Annotated in this window: 12 protein-coding genes and 1 pseudogene; 7 read left to right on the forward strand and 6 right to left on the reverse strand. The window is 64.9% G+C overall.

The window, feature by feature from the left end; all coding sequences use genetic code 11:
• Nucleotides 1-452 precede the first annotated feature (452 nt).
• Nucleotides 453-1415 carry a tripartite tricarboxylate transporter substrate binding protein gene (locus RX330_RS11995; protein ID WP_317243151.1) on the forward strand — a complete coding sequence of 321 codons (963 nt, stop codon included), beginning with the start codon at nucleotides 453-455 and terminating at the stop codon, nucleotides 1413-1415.
• A 26-nt stretch (nucleotides 1416-1441) separates the two neighbouring features.
• Here RX330_RS11995 and RX330_RS12000 read toward each other — a convergent pair whose 3' ends face one another.
• The gene (locus tag RX330_RS12000; RefSeq protein ID WP_212089476.1) at nucleotides 1442-1768 is read right to left on the reverse strand and encodes a hypothetical protein; all 327 of its coding nucleotides are present in this window, start codon (nucleotides 1766-1768) and stop codon (nucleotides 1442-1444) included.
• Nucleotides 1769-1987: 219 nt separating this feature from the next.
• Complete coding sequence (locus RX330_RS12005; protein WP_249153406.1) at nucleotides 1988-2377, reverse strand: hypothetical protein; 390 nt, start codon at nucleotides 2375-2377, stop codon at nucleotides 1988-1990.
• 109 nt (nucleotides 2378-2486) lie between these two features.
• Between RX330_RS12005 and RX330_RS12010 the strand changes: the two genes are divergently transcribed.
• The 5 genes and pseudogenes from RX330_RS12010 to uraD all read left to right on the forward strand — a co-directional run bounded on the left by RX330_RS12010 (nucleotide 2487) and on the right by uraD (nucleotide 6887).
• Nucleotides 2487-3446 (forward strand): N-carbamoyl-D-amino-acid hydrolase, encoded by a 960-nt coding sequence (locus RX330_RS12010; RefSeq protein WP_212089478.1) that lies wholly within the window; start codon nucleotides 2487-2489, stop codon nucleotides 3444-3446.
• Between the two features lie 911 nt (nucleotides 3447-4357).
• Nucleotides 4358-4557: pseudogene (locus RX330_RS12015) on the forward strand (hypothetical protein).
• Between the two features lie 89 nt (nucleotides 4558-4646).
• Nucleotides 4647-5060 carry a DUF3830 family protein gene (locus RX330_RS12020; protein WP_317243152.1) on the forward strand — a complete coding sequence of 138 codons (414 nt, stop codon included), beginning with the start codon at nucleotides 4647-4649 and terminating at the stop codon, nucleotides 5058-5060.
• Nucleotides 5061-5996, forward strand: coding sequence for an allantoinase PuuE (puuE, locus tag RX330_RS12025; RefSeq protein WP_317243153.1), 936 nt, complete (start codon nucleotides 5061-5063; stop codon nucleotides 5994-5996).
• 3 nt (nucleotides 5997-5999) lie between these two features.
• A complete protein-coding gene (uraD, locus tag RX330_RS12030) occupies nucleotides 6000-6887 on the forward strand; it encodes a 2-oxo-4-hydroxy-4-carboxy-5-ureidoimidazoline decarboxylase (protein WP_317243154.1) in 888 nt (295 codons plus the stop codon).
• Here the strand turns inward: uraD and RX330_RS12035 are convergent.
• Genes RX330_RS12035 through RX330_RS12045 form a run of 3 tightly spaced genes read right to left on the reverse strand, consistent with a single transcriptional unit; the run spans nucleotide 6884 to nucleotide 11846 of the window.
• Nucleotides 6884-8281, reverse strand: coding sequence for a nucleobase:cation symporter-2 family protein (locus tag RX330_RS12035; protein ID WP_317243155.1), 1398 nt, complete (start codon nucleotides 8279-8281; stop codon nucleotides 6884-6886). The two genes, uraD and RX330_RS12035, sit on opposite strands and share 4 nt — an antisense overlap.
• A 17-nt stretch (nucleotides 8282-8298) precedes the next feature.
• Nucleotides 8299-11022: a molybdopterin-dependent oxidoreductase gene (locus tag RX330_RS12040; RefSeq protein ID WP_317243156.1), complete on the reverse strand. Its 2724-nt coding sequence runs from the start codon at nucleotides 11020-11022 to the stop codon at nucleotides 8299-8301.
• The gene (locus RX330_RS12045; RefSeq protein ID WP_317243157.1) at nucleotides 11019-11846 is read right to left on the reverse strand and encodes an FAD binding domain-containing protein; all 828 of its coding nucleotides are present in this window, start codon (nucleotides 11844-11846) and stop codon (nucleotides 11019-11021) included. Before RX330_RS12045 ends, RX330_RS12040 begins: the two co-directional genes overlap by 4 nt.
• 147 nt (nucleotides 11847-11993) lie before the next feature.
• Here RX330_RS12045 and RX330_RS12050 point away from each other — a divergent pair, with 147 nt between their 5' ends.
• Nucleotides 11994-13343: an 8-oxoguanine deaminase gene (locus RX330_RS12050; protein WP_317243158.1), complete on the forward strand. Its 1350-nt coding sequence runs from the start codon at nucleotides 11994-11996 to the stop codon at nucleotides 13341-13343.
• A gap of 107 nt (nucleotides 13344-13450) precedes the next feature.
• Here RX330_RS12050 and RX330_RS12055 read toward each other — a convergent pair whose 3' ends face one another.
• Nucleotides 13451-14527, reverse strand: coding sequence for a BMP family ABC transporter substrate-binding protein (locus RX330_RS12055; protein ID WP_212090544.1), 1077 nt, complete (start codon nucleotides 14525-14527; stop codon nucleotides 13451-13453).
• Nucleotides 14528-14574 lie beyond the last annotated feature (47 nt).

The raw sequence follows: 14574 nt of genomic DNA on the forward strand, positions 1-14574 counted from the left end.
GAAGTTATTCACTGCGTTCGGGACGCAGGGGTCGCAGGTTCGAATCCTGCCACTCCGACCATTCTTCCAAAAGTCGACGTTTTCCAGAGGCTTGGCCGACCGGCCGCCGGCGCCTCGGAACGCCTTTCTGCAACGATTTTCGGGGCGGGTCCACGGCCGATTTGGCCGGGCAGGGCCGCTTGTTCCGGCGGCATGGCTTGCCATGGGGCGATCCCGAGGGGAAGCGTTGCGAGGTGGATCAGAGGACACCGCGCCGCCCTCATGGAGTCGAAGCGCCGTCCCTTTGATGCGACCGCAATGACCTCACGAAGCGCCGCGTCCCACCGCATACCTGTGCTCGGGATAACCGGTTGCTCTTCGGTCAGGCCGACGGCTAGATGAGTGCACATTCGATTGCGCGTTCGAGAGCGCGATCGGCCAATAAGAAAAGGCTGGAAATCATGAACAAGAAAATGCTGGCGCTCGTCGCAGCTTTTGGCTTCGCCACCTGCGGATCAGCGTGGGGGGCGTGGCCGGACGACAAGCCCATCGAAGTCGTGGTCGGCTTTGCGCCCGGCGGCGGCACCGATGTCATGGCGCGTAAGCTCCTGCCCTTTGTCGAGCGCGCGCTTGGCGGCAAGGCGAAATTTGTCGTCCTGAACAAGCCCGGCGCCGGCGGAGAGATCGCGTTTACCTCGATCGCGCGCGGGGCGCCCGACGGCTATGCGATCGGTGTCGTCAATGTGCCCGGCTACAACTTCCTGCCCATGACCCGCAAGACCCAATACACTACGGACGAGATTCGGCTGGTCGCACGGGTCGTCGAAGATCCGAACGTGATCGTGGTGCCGGCGAGCAGCAGATTCGGCGATCTGCCGGCTGTCATTGCTGCGCTTCGCAGCAAGCCCGGGTCGGTGAGCTTCGGTCACAATGGTGCCGGAACGAACGGTCATCTGGCCATTCGCATGCTCGCGGCCGTCGCGAAGGTCGAGCCCAACGAAATCTCCTACAGAGGAACGGCGGCGCAGCGCACCGATCTGTTGGGTGGGCATCTGGACGTCGGGATGGTCACGCTCAGCGAGATTCCCGAGCTGCATGGCACCAACAAGGGACCACTTCGCGTCATCGCGATCCTGTCGAAGAAGCGCTTTGCAGCCCTGCCCGACGTTCCGACGGCAGAAGAGATGGGCTTACCGGTCATGACGACGGCCGAGCGCGGTTTTGCTGTCCCCAAGGGCGTTCCAGACGACATCGTCAAGAAGCTGGAAGCCGGGATCGCGGAGGGCCTGCGTAGTCCGGAATACCTGACGGGGTCGCCCGGGGATGAGCCGGTGATCGCCTTCATGCCTGGCGCGGAGTGGCAGAAACGTCTCGACGAGATGTCCGAGACCCTGCGTCCTTTCGCCGAGCAGATGCGGGCAAGCGAACAGAAGTAACTCTGTTGCGAGCGGCTGTGGCGCGGCTACCTTCGCGCCACCAGCATCCCCACCAGAAACGCCACCATCAACGACGGCAGCGGCGCCTCGCGCACCATGTCGCGCACGACGTCCGGCCAGTGCTGCTCCGGGACCAATCTTGGCGAGCGCACGTTCGGCGTCGGCTCGATGCCCCAGTGTGATGCGAGCTCGGCGATCTCGCTTTGCGCGAGGCGCACGTCGTCGCGGACGCGGAAGATGGCGGCTTCGGCGCGTTCGCGCGGCGCGAGCTGCATCAGCGTCGCGATCGCCGTGCGCAACGTCATCTCGCCAAAACCTTGCAGGCGCACCTGCTCCTCGGGGTCGGACGTCATGCGAAATCCCTCACAGCGCCTAAATCCCTCACAGTGCGACATGGCGCGCGATGATGAAGGCCGCCGCTGCGCGCAGCACCAGCGTGGAGACCGCGCCGGCCACGCCGCGCGCGAGGTCGGCTCGCGTCAGGTGCTTGGCCATGATCGCGCTCCATGCCCTCAAGGAAATGGCGGGCGTGGAGCTTGGTTCCCTGGCACGCCGGCGAACCGCCGCCGGACTTACTTCCGCAGCAGCTCGCTCAACGCCGCCGTCGCCTCGGCGCAGCGGATGTCGTCGATCTCGCGCGACAGGCTGAGCGCGCTCGTTCTCAGCTCTTCGAGCGTCCAGCTATCCGGATGTTGGCTTTCGAGCTGAGCCAGACGCTTGTTCAGATCGTCTAGTTTCGATTGGAGCTGCCCGGTGCTGGCGTTCCCATTCACTTTCCAAACGCGTTGTGCACGCATCGTCGTTCCCCTGATCGTCTCACGGCCTTGTGAGAGCGGTTCGTGGCCGGAATGGGAGTTTGTTTTGTCCGGCTTCAGACGGTGGGGAACCGTTGCAAATTCGCAACGAAGTTCCGGATTCCGCGAGCGACCCGCGGCCAGCCGCACGATGATACCCGCAGGCACGGAATTTGATTGTGTCCTATCCTGACGATGGGCGAGCCGGCCTGTGCGCGCGGTGCGGCGCTCGATAGGCTCAGGCCCGAACGCGCTCCGGGACATGAGGGAACGACCCGTGCCGAGATTTGTAACTGTCGCAGCCGGCCAGCTTGGGCCGATCGCGAGGACCGAGACCAGGGTCGAAGTGGTGGCCCGGCTGATGGCCTTGATGCGCGAGGCGAAGGCCTGCAGCTGCGACCTGATCGTCTATCCCGAGCTCGCGCTGACGACGTTTTTTCCGCGCTGGTACTTTGAGGATCAGGCCGAGATCGACGGCTTCTTCGAGCGCGAGATGCCGGGCCCGGAGACGCGAGGCCTGTTCGATCTGGCACGCGAGCTCGGGATCGGCTTCTGTCTCGGCTATGCCGAGCTGACGGTCGAGGCCGGAATTGTCAGGCGCTACAACACGTCCATCCTCGTCGACAGAAGCGGCACGATCGCCTTGAAGTATCGCAAGGTCCATCTGCCCGGCCATGCCGAGCACGAGCCGTGGCGCAAGTTTCAGCATCTGGAAAAGCGCTATTTCGAGCCCGGCAGCGGCTTCGACGTCGCCAGCGCGTTCGGCGGCGTGATGGGCATGGCGATCTGCAACGATCGCCGCTGGAGCGAGACCTATCGGGTGATGGGTCTGCAGGGCGTCGAGATGGTGATGATCGGCTACAACACGCCGGTGCACAATCCGCCCGCGCCGGAGCATGACGATCTCTCGCTGTTTCACAACCACCTGGTGATGCAGGCCGGCGCCTACCAGAACGGCACCTTCGTGGTCGGCGTCGCCAAGGCCGGTCTCGAGGAGGGTGTGGACCACATCGGCGGCAGCTGCATCATCGCGCCCTCGGGCGAGATCATCGCGCGATGCGCGACCAAGGGCGACGAAGTCGCGCTGGCGCGCTGCGATCTCGATCTCTGCAATTCCTACAAGCGCACCACCTTCAATTTCGACGTCCACCGCCAGCCGCAGACCTATGGGCTGATCGTGGAGCGCAAGGGGGTGACGACGATGGCGGATGGAATGCCGGCGCGGGCGAGGGAGTAAGGCTCTCATCCGGGCTACCGCTCCAATACCGTCGCCTGTGTCGCCCTCTGTCAATCCACCTGCGCAAAAATATTCCACTTTACCGAAATTCGGTTTCGGCGTATGTGTCGTGCATCCCGGCTCACTCAAGAGGGGCGATCATGAGGTCGTCATTTTCGCGAGCCGGGTCTGCGGTGGACGCGGAGCGTCGGCGCGAGAGGTGCGGGCAGGGCGGGTAGTCCCTGTGAGCCCGTAACCGCGTGCGGACGACGGCGCTGCCAGGCTTCGTCTCGCTGTAAGTTTCCGGCTCCGTCGACAGGGCTGGGAATACTGCGGCGACATGGCGGGCCGCGCGTACGGCAAAACCGTGTGGTCCTGGCCGTCGTTGCCACGGTCAAGCCTTCGCGAAGGTGCGAGCGAGCCCGACCGGGCGGACTGCATCATCCAATTCGCGGGGCGAGGGAGGCCAGAGGAAAGTTCGGCTCCCGGGAGAGCACGGCATAAGCCGTCCGACCATCGCGCAGGGAAGGCCGAGTGATCGGCACCACCTGTATGCTGCTGTGCGGTTCTTTCTGCGTGCGCATGTCGCGCAGCGGACCGCGGGTGCCTGTCGGCACCCGGCCTTCCCTGTGCCCTCTTGGACAAGAGGGTGAGAGATGAAGCAAACCTCGGGCGATTTAAGCCGCGAGAACGATAAGGCGTGTCTGCAACCAAACACTCCGTCATTGCGAGGAGCGAAGCGACGAAGCAATCCAGGATCCCTCCGCGAAGGGATTCTGGATTGTTTCGTCGCAAGGGCTCCTCGCAATGACGATGTGGAGAGAGTGCGCCGGCATGCCGGCTAATTATTCGGCAATCGCGGCCCGCTGGCACCGATGGACTTGCCGGTGGCAATCCGGTTCAATGGGCGAATGCCGCGTGAGGCGACAGCGATGTCGAGATATCTGCTGGTCCTGCTGCTGATGGCTTCCCCGGCGGCCGCGCAAGCCAAGCTGGTCTACGCCATGACATGCGAGACCCTGTCCGTGCGCCCCCGCAAGCGGAACGGAAGGAGGCGCCGCTGCCGGCCGCCGAGCCGGAACCGGAGGCGCGCCGGAGCGGCATTTTCGGCTGGTCCTGCGACCGCAGGTGATGTTGCCGCGGCACTTGCGCGAAGTTGTCGGGAGTGCTCTTTGCTGGAAAGTGTCCGACGGGCCACCGGCCCCGATTCAGAGAGATGAAATGGGCAAACTCGCTATCCGTGCGGGCGATTTCAGCTTCGATGCCCGCTTCGAGGAGCAACTGGCACCCAAGACCGTCGCCGCCTTCCGCAAGGCGCTGCCGTTCGAAAGCCACATCATCCATGTGCGCTGGAGCGGCGAGGGCGTGTGGATGCCGCTCGGCGATCTCGATTTCGGCGTGGGCTACGAGAACCCCACGAGCTACCCCGCGCCCGGCCAGATCATTCTCTATCCCGGCGGCCTCAGCGAGACCGAGATCCTGCTCGCCTATGGCGGCGTGCGCTTTGCGAGCAAGATGGGCCAGCTCGCCGGCAACCATTTCATCACGCTGACCTCGGGCCTCGAGAACCTGGCGACGCTGGGCAAGAGCGTGCTGTGGAATGGCGCGCTGCCGATTCGTTTCGAGGAAGTCTGAGTGACCGACACAAGCTACCCGCGCGATCTCCGTGGCTATGGCCGCAACCCGCCGCACCCGCAATGGCCCGGCGATGCCCGGATAGCCGTGCAGTTCGTCGTCAATTTCGAGGAAGGCGGCGAGAACAACATTTTGCACGGCGACCGCGCCTCGGAAGCGTTTCTGTCCGACGTGCTCGGCGCGCAGCCCTGGCCGGGTCAGCGCCACGCCAATATCGAATCGATGTTCGAATATGGCTCGCGCGCCGGCTTCTGGCGGCTGTGGCGGATGTTCACCGCGCGCAACTGGCCGACCACGGTGTTCGGCGTCGCTACCGCGTTGAAGCGCAATCCCGAGATCGTCGCTGCCATGAATGAGGCCGGCTGGGATATCGCCAGCCACAGCCTGAAATGGATCGAGCACAAGGACATGTCCGAGGCGCAGGAGCGCGCCGAGATCGCGGAGGCGATCCGCGTCCATACCGAAGCCACCGGCTCGCGCCCCCTCGGCTGGTACACCGGACGCTCCTCGATCAATACTAACCGCCTGCTGATGGAGGAAGGCGGCTTCCTCTATCTCTGCGACTCCTATGCCGACGATCTGCCCTATTGGATCAAGGGCAGGAGCGGCAAGCAGCTCGTCATCCCCTATACGCTCGATGCCAACGACATGCGCTTCATCAACCCGCAGGGCTTTTCCGAAGGCGAGCAGTTCTTCACCTATTTGAAGGATGCCTTCGACGTGCTCTATGCCGAAGGCGAGAGCGCGCCGAAGATGATGTCGGTGGGCCTGCACTGCCGTCTCGCCGGCCGGCCCGGCCGCGCTGCCGGCTTGATCCGCTTCCTGGATTACATCGGCAAGCACGAACGCGTCTGGGTGCCGACGCGATTGCAGATCGCACGGCACTGGCATGACAAGCACGCCCATCTGGCGGCCGACGCATTCGAGATCGGGTGAAAGATGTCGCAGATCTCGCTGGCCGATCTCAATGCATCAAGCCACGTCGATTTTGTCGCGGCGCTCGCCAACGTCGTCGAATACTCGCCGTGGATCGCCGAGCAGCTCGCCGGCAAGCGGCCGTTCGCCGGTATCAACCAGTTGCACACGGCCCTGATGGCGGCGATCCAGAGCGCCGAGCCTGATGTTCAGTTGGCGCTGATAAGGGCGCATCCCGATCTCGCCAACAAGACCCAGCGCGCGGCGGGCCTGACGGCAGAATCGACCGACGAGCAGAACAGTGCCGGCCTCGACCGGTTGTCGGAGGCCGAGTACGCTGCGTTCGAGCGCGTCAACAACGCCTACCGCGACAAGTTCGGCTTCCCCTACATCGTCTGCGTGCGCCGTCACACCAAGGATTCCGTGCTGCGCGACTTCGAGACGCGCTTGCGCAACATCGCAAAGACGGAGACGCGACGCGCGATCGAGGAAATCGGCCGTATCTCCGCGCTACGGCTGGATCAGCTCGTCCTTGCCGACGACAAGTTGAAGGTGCATGGCCGGCTCTCGACCCATGTGCTGGACAATCACGTCGGCAAGCCCGCGGCCGGCATCCCGATCGAGCTGGTGGAGCTCGCGAGCCTCGGCGAGAGCCGCGTCATCGCACGCGCGGTGACCAATGCCGACGGTCGCACCGACCAGCCGTTGATCGGCGGCCGCCCGCTGCCGATCGGCCGCTACGAGCTCAGATTCAGCGTCGCCAGATATTACGCCGAACGCAATGTGCCGCTGTCCGACCCGCCCTTCCTCGACGATATCCCGCTGCGCTTTGCGATCGGCGAGCCGGAAAGCCACTATCACGTTCCCTTGCTGGTCACGCCCTGGAGCTATTCGACCTATCGCGGCAGTTAAACGTGTTGCGCGGATGAGGCGACCGTCGCCGCGTCCGCCTCCGCTGTCGCGCCGCCGCTCAGGCCGTTGAAGAAGGCATTGAGCAGCACGGAAACGATCGCGCAGAGCAGGATGCCGGACTCCAGCAGCGGCTGGAGATCGTGGGGCATATTCCGGAAAAAGCCGGGGGCGGCGAGCGGGATCAGGCCGAAGCCGATCGAGACCGCGACGATGAACAGATTGTAGCGGTTGTTGCGGAAATCGACCGAGGTGAGGATGCGCGCGCCTGTTGCGGCTACCATGCCGAACATCACGAGGCCTGCGCCGCCGAGCACGACCAGCGGCACCGCCTCGACCAATGCGGCCAGCTTCGGCAACAAGCCGAGCACGAGCATGATGCAACCGCCCGTCACGGTCACCCAGCGCGAGCGCACGGCAGTGACCGAGACGAGGCCGACATTTTGCGAGAACGAGGTGTACGGAAAGGTGTTGAAGATGCCGCCGAGCAGCGTGCCGACGCCGTCCGCGCGCAGGCCCCGGCTCAGCGCCTCGCGGTCGACGGCCTTGCCGGTGATGTCGCCGAGCGCGAGGAACATGCCGAGCGATTCGATCATCACCACGATCATGACGACGCACATGGTCATAACGGGCACCAGATGGAATTGCGGCATGCCGAAGCGGAAAGGGATGATCGGCGCGCCCCAGGAGGCGGCGGCGACCTTGTCGAAATGCATCACGCCCAGAATGCTCGCGAGCACGGCGCCGGCGATGATGCCGAGCAGCACCGAGACATTGGCGAGGAAGCCGGTACCCCATTTGATCAGGCCGAGAATGAACAGCAGCACGAACAACGAGATGCCGAGGCCCTGCAGTTGGCCATAGGCCGGATTGGGAAAGCTGCCGGCGACGCCGTCGACCATCTTGGTCAGTGTCGGCAGGCCGCCGCCGGCCCAGTTGATGCCGACGCGCATCAAGGAGATGCCGATGATCAGAATGATGCTGCCGGTGACCACCGGAGGAAACAGCGGCAACAGTCTGCTGACGAACGGTGCGACGATGATGCCGAAGATGCCCGCGGCGATGACGGAGCCGTAGATGCCGAGCAGACCGATATCAGGCGCTGCCGCCATCGACAGCATCGGACCGACTGACGCGAACGTCACGCCCATCATCACGGGCAGGCGAATGCCGACGCCGGGGAAGCCGATGCATTGCACCAGCGTCGCGAGCCCGCAGGCGAACAGGTCGGCGCTGATCAGGAAGGCGACATCCTCGGGCGGCAGCTTCAATGCGCGTCCGATGATCAGCGGCACGGCGATCGCGCCGGCATACATCACCAGCACATGCTGGAGCCCGAGCGCCAAGAGGCGTGGGACCGGCAGGACCTCGTCGACGGGATGGACTTCGCTGGACATCGATGAGACCTCCCAACCTAACCAAACTTGTCGAGCAACGCGGGAAACAGCCGGTCCGGCTTGAAGGGCGGCGCGGTGAAGCGGATGCCGGTTGCATTGGCGATGGCGTTGCCGAGCGCGGCGGCGACCGGATTGTATGGGCTCTCGCTCATCGACTTTGCGCCAAGCGGCCCGATCGTGTCGGACGTGTCGGCGAAGAACACCTCCGTGCGCGGCACGTCGGCGAACGAGGGCAGGTGATAGTCGCGGAATTTCGGGTTGGCGACGCGGCCGTTGGCGTCGATCACCATCTCCTCGTAGAGCGCAGCACCGAGCGCCTGCGCGACGCCGCCTTCGACCTGACCGCGGCACTGCATGGGGTTGGCGACTACACCGGCGTCCGCCGCCTGCACGCTCCTGAGAATCCTGAGCTCGCCGGTGCCCTTGTTCACGGCGATGCGAAACCCCTGGACGTTGAAGCCGACCGAACGCGGCGTGCCTGTGGAATTACCGCGGGCGGCAAATGGCTGTCCGCGTGCGCGCGCGAGCTTCGCCAGCTCGGCAAAAGGCATGCGCCGGACGCCGCTGACGACGGCATTGTCCTCGAGCACACAGGCCTGAACGTCGCACAGCCAGGCATCGGCCGCCGCCGCCTTCAGCTCGGTCGCAAGCTGCATGGAAGCAGCATGCGTCGCCTTGCCGGCGACGAAGGTGCCGGCGCTGCCATAGGCGCCGGTGTCGTGGCCGCCATGGGCGGTATCGGACTGGCGCAGACGGATTCGGTCGACGGTGGTCGCGAGCGTGGTTGCTGCGATCTGCCGGTGCACCGTGCTGGTACCGTTGCCGAATTCGGCCGTGCCGACGGTGAGGTCGAAGCCGCCGTCCTCGTTGAGCGCAATCATGGCGTCGGCGATGTGCCCGGCCGGCGGTGCGGAGTCGATCATGGTGAGGGCGATGCCGTCGCCGAGCAGCCATTCCGGCGAAAGCTCCGGCTGCGGCCCGCCGGCCTGCATGGCGCGCTCGACGAGGTCGAGGCATTGGTCGAGCCCGTAGGAGCCATAGTCGACGTCGTGAAATTCGGACGGCGGCGGCGACAGCATGGGGTCGCCGAGCCTGACGATGTTACGCCGGCGCATCTCGTAGGGGCTGATGCCGAGCTGCCTTGCCAGCTCGTCGATCGCGGCTTCCACCGCGATCAGCGCCTGCGGCAGGCCGTAGCCGCGAAACGCCCCCGCCGGCACGGTATTGGTGTAGACGGCGGCGCCGTCGACCCGCTTGTTCGGACAATTGTACACGCTGATGGACTCGGCCAGCGCATGGAACATCACCGGGCCGGCGTGATTGCCGTAAGCTCCGGTGTTGGAGAGCACGTCGAGCTGAAGCGCGGTGAGTTTGCCGTCGGCATCGGCGCCGGCCTTGATATGGACCCGCATCGGGTGCCGCGTCGAGGTCGCGATGAACTGCTCCTCGCGCGTGAGCTCCAGCTTCACGGGACGTCCGGTCCTCAGCGCAGCGAGCGCAAGGATGTCCTCGACGAACATCTCCTGCTTGCCGCCAAAGCCGCCGCCGACGCGCTCGCAGAACACGCGGACCTTGTCCATGGGGAGCTCAAAGATGTCCGCCAGTGCGCGCCGGGTCAGGAACGGGACCTGGGTGGAGGTGCGGACGTTGAGCACGCCGGAAGGATCGAGCCAGGCGAGGCCGCCATGGGTCTCCAACGCGGCATGCTGTACACGATGACTGTGGAAGGTGCCCTCGAAGGTGACGGCGGACGTCGCGAGCGCCGCCGCGACGTCACCGAACTCGCCATGCGTCTCCGCGGCGAGGTTGCGCCTGGCGTCGGCGATGCGGTTCGCGGTGGTGCGGTCAGGATGAATGACGGGCGCGCCCGGCGCCATCGCCTGCTCCGGATCGATCAGCGCGGGGAGAACCTCATATTCGACCTTGATCCGCCGGCACGCCTCCTCTGAGGCGGCTTCGCTCTCGGCGACGACGGCTGCAACCCGCTGTCCGATGAAGCGGACGACGTCGTCGAGAATGCGGGTGTCCTCCGGGTCCATCCAGTCCATCTCGTGCCGCGCAGTCGAGATCAGGACCGATGGTGCATCCTCATGCGTCAGCACCGCATGAACGCCGGGAACGCGAAGGGCGTCCGACTTGTCGATCGCGACGATCCTGGCGTGGGCGTGAGGTGACCGAACCAGCTTGATGTGCAGCAGGCCGTCGATGGCGGTGTCGAAAGTGTAGCGGGCCGTACCGCGCACGATGTCGGGGCCCGCCGGCGCCGGCAGACTGCGGCCGAATGCGGCACCGGCCTCGACGCTCGCCTCGACATTGGTCTTGCCGAGGATTGCATCCTCGATCGAGCGGTAGCCGGTACAGCGGCAGATATTGCCCTTCAACGCCGTGCCGAGATCGGTGCGCTGGGCCTGGTTCAGCGAGGCGCAGGTCAGGATCATGCCGGCGGTACAGAAGCCGCATTGAAAGCCTTGCGCATCGAGGAAGGCCTGCTGCATCGGATGGTCGCCGTGCTCCCCGCCAAGACCTTCGATCGTGGTCACGCTGCGTCCCTCGGCGCGGAACGCCGGAATCAGGCAGCTATGCACGGGCTCGCCGTCGAGCAGCACGGTGCAGGCGCCGCAATCGCCGGCATCGCAGCCTTTCTTCACACCGAAATGGCCGAGCTCGCGCAGGAACGTGCGCAGGCACTGGCCGGCGCGTGGAGCTTGCGAAAATGGCTTGCCGTTGATCTCGAAGCTCATGAGGGCCCTCCGGCCAGGAGTTCGCCGCGGATCTCCTCGCCGAGCCGCAGTGTCATGTGCTTGCGCCAGAGCGGCTGGCCGTGGATGTCGGTGTGGTACAGCTCATCGGTGATCTGCTGCATCAGCGCGGCACGAAGCGCGCTCGCATCCGGGACTTTGTGAAAGAGGAGCTGGATCGGCCGCACGGTCGATGCGGTGATTGTGAGCACCAGGGTGCCATCGGTATCAAGGCTGCCGACGAGAAGCGCCGCCGAGCGGCCGACAGGCGCCAGCGAGATTTGCCGAAAGGCGGTGCGGCGCTTCAACGCGTCAATCGGAATATCGATCTGGCGAAGCAGATCGCCCGGCGTCAGGCGATTGCGCTGGTTGCCGGTGACAAATTCGGCGACAGGAATTCGCTGTTCGCCGCCGCCGGCCTTCCAGATGGTGCAGACGCCGTCGAGCGCGGCGGTGAGCGAGATCATCGGTCCCGCCGGCAGCGACATGCAGAGATTGCCGCCGACGGTCGCGGTCTTCCAGATCTTGAACGAGGCAAGGAACGCGCGGCAGCACTGGCCGATCAGAGGTGCTGCGAGCCAGTCAGGCGGACAGGCGAGACCATCGAGCTCTGCGATGGTGCAAGTGGCGGCCACCGAGAGATGGCGCTCCGTGATCGTCAGCGCCGGCCATTTCAAATCGGTAAGATCGATCAGCCGCGTCAGCTGCGTTTGCGGCTCCGAGAACAGCCACGTGCCGCCCGCGAGCCAGGCATCCCCTGTCGTCCAGTCGGGCAGTTGCGCGCGCGATTGCGGATGGGCGATCGCTGTGATGGTATTCAAATCCATGGCTGCGCCAAAGCTTCGACCCGGTGAATCGTGCGCCTGAGTCTTGCAAGACCGGAGCCAAGTCGCAACAACAAGTCGCAGCGGGATGGTATTGAGGCTGGTGCCAGCCTTGTGAGCCTGCCGTCAGGGGATGCGAGGAGCGGGATCATGAGCGATTCAATGCCGATCTGGATCAGGGATCCCCTGGCCATCCTCGCAGGCGGTGCCGAGCGCGGGATCGTGGTGAAGGACGGCCGGATCGTCGAGCTCGTCCCGGCCGGCGGCACGCCTGCGACCGCTGATGTCGCGGTGTTCGATGCGGCCGAACACGTGGTGCTGCCGGGCCTGATCAACACCCATCATCATTTCTACCAGACGCTGACGCGGGCGCTGCCGGCGGCGATGGACCGCGAGCTGTTTCCCTGGCTACAGGCGCTCTATCCGGTGTGGGCGCGGCTGACGCCTGAAGCGCTCGAGCTCGGCGTCACCGTGGCGATGTCCGAGCTGCTGCTCTCCGGCTGCACCACCACGACGGATCATCACTACGTCTTCCCCGCGGGGCTCGAAGACGCCGTCGATATCGAGGTCGGCGTTGCAAGGCGCCTCGGCATGCGCGTGCTGCTGACGCGCGGCTCGATGAATTTGTCGCAACGCGACGGTGGCCTGCCGCCCGACAGCGTCGTGCAGGACGAGGACACCATTCTCGCCGACAGCGCGCGCGTGGTGGCGAAGCATCACCAGCGCGGCGCGGATGCGATGGTGCAGGTCGCGCTGGCGCCGTGCTCGCCGTTTTCCGTGACGACCTCGCTGATGCGCGCCACCGCCGATCTCGCAGAAAAACTCGACGTGCGCCTGCATACCCACCTCGCCGAGACCGAGGACGAGAACAAATTCTGTGAGCAGATGTATGGCTGCCGCCCGCTCGACTATCTCGAGCAATGCGGCTGGCTCGATGCGCGCACGTGGCTGGCCCATGGCATTTTCTTCAATGCGGACGAGATGAAGCGGCTCGGCAAGGCCAGAACGACCATCAGCCATTGCGCGTGCAGCAATCAGTTGCTGGCCTCCGGCTGCTGTCCAGTGTGCGAAATGGAGGAGGCCGGGGTCGGGATCGGGATCGGCGTCGACGGCTCGGCCTCGAACGACGGCTCGAATCTGATGCAGGAGGTTCGCGCCGCCTTCCTGCTGCAACGGGCGCGCTATGGCGTGACCAAGGTCAGCCACAAGGACGCGCTGCGCTGGGCCACCAAGGGATCGGCGGCTTGTGTCGGCCGGCCGGAACTCGGCGAAATCGCAGTCGGAAAGGCCGCCGATCTCGCGCTCTTCAAGCTCGACGAATTGCGCTTCTCCGGCCATGGCGATCCCCTGGCCGCCCTGGTGCTATGCGGGGCGCATCGGGCAGACCGGGTGATGGTGGCGGGACGATGGGCCGTGATCGACGGCGCGATTCCGGGCCTCGATGTCGCCGACCTCATCCGCCGCCACAGCTCGGCCGGGCGGGCCATGCAGGCCGGATAGGGACAGGAATTGAAAGAGGGGGCGACCACAAGTGCCGGGTGCTTCTGGCCACCCCCTCCGAACCTCCTCCGGGAGGAGCAGGTGATCTGGGTCAAGCAAGAAGCGTGCTACTTGCCCGGGAGCTTGTCGTCGATGCCCTTGACGTAGAAATTCATGCCGAGGATCTGGCCGTCATCGAGGTGATCGCCGCCCTTGCACTCCACCGCCTTGCCGTCCTGCCCAACGATCGGGCACTTGAACGGATGCAGCTTGCCAGCGGTGATCGCGGCCTGGGCATCCTCTGCCATTTTTTTCACGTCGTCAGGCATGTTGGTGTACGGCGCCATCGAGAACATGTGGCTGTCGAGGCCGCCCCATGTGTCCTCGGATTTCCAGGTTCCCGCCAGCTCGGCCTTGACGCGCTCGATGTAATAGGGGCCCCAGGTGTCGAGGATCGAGGTGAGCTGGGTCTTGGGTCCGAACTTGATCATTTCGGAATCCTGGCCGAAGGCGAGCTTGCCGCGTTCGCTGGCAATCTGCATCGCGGCGGGCGAATCCGTGTGCTGCATGATGATGTCGGCGCCCTGGTCGATCAGCGCCTTGGCGGCGTCGGCCTCCTTGCCCGGGTCGAACCAGGTGTTGGCCCAGATGATCTTGACCTTGATGTTCGGGTTGATGGTCTGCGCCGCCAGTATCGTCGCGTTGATGCCGGAGACGACCTCGGGAATGGGGAACGAACCGATATAGCCGAGCACGCCGGCCTTCGACATCTTGGCCGCGATCAGGCCTTGAATGTAGCGGCCCTGATACCATTTGGCCGAGTAGGTCGACATGTTCGGATTGCGCTTGTAGCCGGTGGCGTGCTCGAAGTGCACGTTCGGATATTTCTTGGCGACCTTCAGCGTCGGATCCATGTAGCCGAACGAGGTCGTGAAGATCAGCTTGTTGCCGGCGCGGACGAGCTGCTCGATCGAGCGCTCGGCATCGGGGCCTTCGGGCACGTTCTCGAGATACGTCGTCTCGATCTTGTCGCCCAATTCCTTCACCAGTGCCTGGCGCCCCAGATCGTGCTGATAGGTCCAACCGAGATCTCCGATCGGACCCAGATAGATGAAGCCGACCTTCAGCTTGTCGGCGGCGGAGGCTGCACTGGCGTTCCCGGCAAGCAAGAGCCCGGCAGCGAGTGCAAGAAGTGATTTCCTCATCATCAATCTCCAAACTTCAGGGGACAGCCACGACCCGCAACGTGCGC

Source organism: Bradyrhizobium sp. NDS-1 (assembly GCF_032918005.1).
GTDB classification, from domain to species: domain Bacteria; phylum Pseudomonadota; class Alphaproteobacteria; order Rhizobiales; family Xanthobacteraceae; genus Bradyrhizobium; species Bradyrhizobium tunisiense.